The organism is Chamaesiphon sp. VAR_69_metabat_338 (genome assembly GCF_031423935.1).
Taxonomy (GTDB): Bacteria; Cyanobacteriota; Cyanobacteriia; order Cyanobacteriales; family Chamaesiphonaceae; genus Chamaesiphon.
This window is the reverse complement of the sequence record NZ_JANPGM010000502.1, coordinates 1-3385: the sequence shown is the minus strand read 5'-3', so window position 1 is coordinate 3385 and position 3385 is coordinate 1. Positions and strand designations below refer to the sequence as shown.

Genomic DNA, 3385 nt, shown 5'->3' with positions numbered 1-3385 from the left:
GGAGCACGCGATTGGCGGCGCGGATCCGCCCGTCGGGGTTGATCAACGCGGCCAGTCCAACAGACTTGTATATACACGGTAGCCCGTTGGGAGAGGCTATGCCGTCTTGACCCAAACACATGCGGAGGGAACCTCCGCGTGATTTGGGTCGCTCCCCCAAACCCCTCCAAAGGGTCGATCTGTGGGAAGCGCAGTGCGATCGCTCTATTCTGGTTTTTAGTTAGAGGTTTCTGGATAAAGAATTCGAGCGAACTTTTGCTTTATCCTCTTTTTTCGCGAAGGAGGACAGGATAGATTAATTGTCAAAACAGATAAGTGTATTTAGTTCACTTCAGTGAACTTTGGCTATTAGCCCGAAATTTATTTCAGGGCGGTTGAGGACTAAGCACCAAAAGGATGTTTTGCTTTTATTGTATGAAGCCATCGTTAGATGCAGGATGGGCTGGGAATGGATTTCGCAATTAAAACCGTTCTGGCTGAAACATCACCACGAATAAATAAGCAGACAGAGCTACAGTCCCTAACCCGAGGATGCCGAGGGCATAGATTTGAGGGCGACTGAAGGTGTCGCCGGTGGCGGCGAAGGCGGCTGAGGCTAGAATGACGTTAAGACAGAGGGCGAGAAAAATGTAGGTGGGGTATTTGCGACGGCTCCAGGTTTGCCAGAGCTGGGCAATATCTGCGGTGGGGAGGTATTTCATGGTTGTTAGGAGATGGGGATGAGCGTATCGATGATTTTGATGGCGATGAAGGGAGCGATGACGCCGCCTAAGCCGTAAATCAGGATGTTGCGTTGAAGGAGTTGGTCGGCAGTCAGGGGTCGAAATTTAACGCCGTTGAGGGCGAGGGGGATGAGAGCAGGGATGATGAGGGCGTTGTAGATGAGGGCAGCGAGGATGGCTGATTCGGGATTTTTTAGTCCCATAATGTTTAGCGATCCGATGCCAGCGGCGGCGAAGATGGTGGGGATGATGGCGAAGTATTTAGCGATGTCGTTGGCGATCGAAAAGGTGGTCAGAGCACCTCGGGTAATCAGCAGTTGTTTACCGATCGCGACGAGATCGATGAGTTTGGTAGGATCGGAGTCGAGATCGACCATGTTGGCAGCTTCTTTGGCGGCTTGGGTGCCGGAGTTCATCGCGACGCCGACGTTGGCTTGGGCGAGGGCGGGGGCGTCGTTGGTACCATCGCCGGTCATGGCAACGAGTTTGCCTTCGGACTGTTCGCGCTTAATTACATCGATTTTGTCTTCGGGGGTGGCTTCGGCGATGAAGTCATCGACGCCAGCTTCTTGCGCGATCACGGAGGCTGTAATCCGGTTATCGCCTGTCAGCATGATGGTACGAACGCCCATGCGGCGGAGTTGGTCGAAACGTTCTCGGAGTCCGGGCTTGACGATATCTTTGAGATAGATGACTCCATAGAGATCGCCATTTTTGCAAATACCGAGTGGGGTACCGCCGAGTCTTGAGACGCGCTCGTAGGCGGCATCAAATTCATCGGGAATATTACCGCCACGCGAGCGCACGAAGCCGCGAATGGCATCGATCGCGCCTTTGCGTAGTTCTACACCATTCGGTAAATCGGTACCGCTCATCCGCGTGCGGGCTGAGAAATCCACGCCTGCGGATTGAGATCGATCGAAATCGATTTTGGCACCCAATTTTTCCGCTAGTTGGACGATCGATTTACCTTCAGGTGTCTCGTCGAAGAGACTGGCTCCCAGACATACCTCTGCTACTTGCTGGGCGGAATAACCGTTGACGGGGATAAACTCATCTGCCAACCGATTCCCGAGAGTGATGGTACCCGTTTTGTCGAGAATCAGCGTATTGACGTCGCCACAGGCTTCGACGGCGCGTCCTGAGGTGGCAATGACATTAAATTGCGAGACGCGATTCATCCCGGCAATCCCGATCGCACTGAGCAATCCACCGATAGTAGTGGGAATGAGGGCAACTAATAAGGCGACGAGGATGGCGATCGAAATTGGTGTTTTGACGTAGTTAGCCAGCGGCGAGAGTGTCGCAACGACGATCAAAAATACCTGGGTGAGAACGGCGAGGAAGACCGTCAGGGCAATCTCGTTGGGGGTTTTGCTGCGTTTGGCACCTTCAACGAGGGCGATCATTCGATCGATGAAACCCTGTCCCGGATCGGCGGTAATCTGAATCGTCAGTTCGTCGGAAACTACTCTGGTACCGCCCGTGACGGAGCTAGCGATATCGGTTCCAGGTTGTTTCAATACTGGTGCGGACTCGCCGGTAATGGCCGACTCATCGACAGAGGCTACCCCAGCGACTACTTCACCATCGGCGGGGATGGTTTCACCGAGGGCAACTTTGACGCGATCGCCCTTGCGGAGTTCGGTGGAGCTAACTTGCCCGATCGATCCGTCAGGTAAAACTTTGCGAGCGATCGTATCCGATCTGCTCGATCTGAGGGTATCGGCTTGAGCTTTACCGCGTCCTTCGGCGACTGCTTCGGCAAAGTTGGCAAAAATCACTGTTGCAAACAAAATGATGGTAATTAAGCCATTTAATACCCGTTGGCGGTTCGGATCGGCAGCTACCGTCCCGAAGATATTTGGATCGATCGTAACGAGTAAAGTAACGAGAGTCCCCACCCAAACGAGGAACATGACGGGGTTGCCGACGGCAATACGCGGATCGAGTTTGGCAAAAGCGTCTCGAATGGCGCGTTTGTACAGTCCAGAGGTGTCGGCTGCTGGCCGCCGTGCGCGGGTGGTTTCGGCTGGCTGTGGCGGGCGAGAAGTAGTGGTTTTCATGTATTTATAGCGATCGTGGATCTAATTGCTACGTTGCTAGCGAGGAGATCCCCTTAAATCTCCCTTTTTAAGCTGCGTTGTATACACAAGTCTGTCGGACTTCGTTTTGAGATCTGAATCCCCCAAACCCCCTTAAAAAGGGGGCTAAAATCCGGTCAAAGTCCCCCTTTTTAAGGGGGATTTAGGGGGATTTCTAGGGTTTTCGCTTCTATCCAGACTTGTGTATACACGGTAGCTTTTTAAGGGGGGCTAGGGGGGATCTTCTAACGTTTAAAACTAATTCTTTTCAACCAATCTCACGCTCCCTTAGCAAGCTGAAAGGCTTCAGCGATCGGCCCTAGAGCCAGCACTGGGAAGAAAGTTAACGCGCCCATGATGACGATGACGCCAGCGGTGACACTGGTAAACAGGACGGTATCGGTGCGGAGCGTACCTGTCGTAAAGGGCACGGGTTGTTTGCGGGACATGCCATCAGCTAGGAGTAATAGAGACACGATCGGGATATAGCGTCCGCCGAGCAAACTCAGCGATGTACTCAGATTCCACCACAGGGCGGTGGGTGCGGGTTGGCTGTCAGCTAATCCTTCAAAGCCGGAA

3 protein-coding genes are annotated in these 3385 nt (G+C 53.1%); all 3 read right to left on the bottom strand.

All coding sequences use genetic code 11. The features are described from left to right. Positions 1-461: 461 nt before the first annotated feature. A complete protein-coding gene (locus RMO84_RS14005) occupies positions 462-701 on the bottom strand; it encodes a potassium-transporting ATPase subunit F (RefSeq protein WP_310489065.1) in 240 nt (79 codons plus the stop codon). Positions 702-706: 5 nt separating this feature from the next. Continuing rightward, positions 707-2788 (bottom strand): potassium-transporting ATPase subunit KdpB, encoded by a 2082-nt coding sequence (kdpB, locus tag RMO84_RS14000; protein ID WP_310489064.1) that lies wholly within the window; start codon positions 2786-2788, stop codon positions 707-709. Positions 2789-3084: 296 nt separating this feature from the next. Next, positions 3085-3385: potassium-transporting ATPase subunit KdpA (locus RMO84_RS13995; RefSeq protein WP_310489063.1), on the bottom strand; the 301-nt coding region annotated here is incomplete at its 5' end.

Excerpts from the sequence above, each read along its gene's own strand:
- RMO84_RS14005 (WP_310489065.1), bottom strand. The coding sequence starts at position 701 with ATGAAATACCTCCCCACCGCAGATATTGCCCAGCTCTGGCAAACCTGG.
- kdpB (WP_310489064.1), bottom strand. The coding sequence starts at position 2,788 with ATGAAAACCACTACTTCTCGCCCGCCACAGCCAGCCGAAACCACCCGC.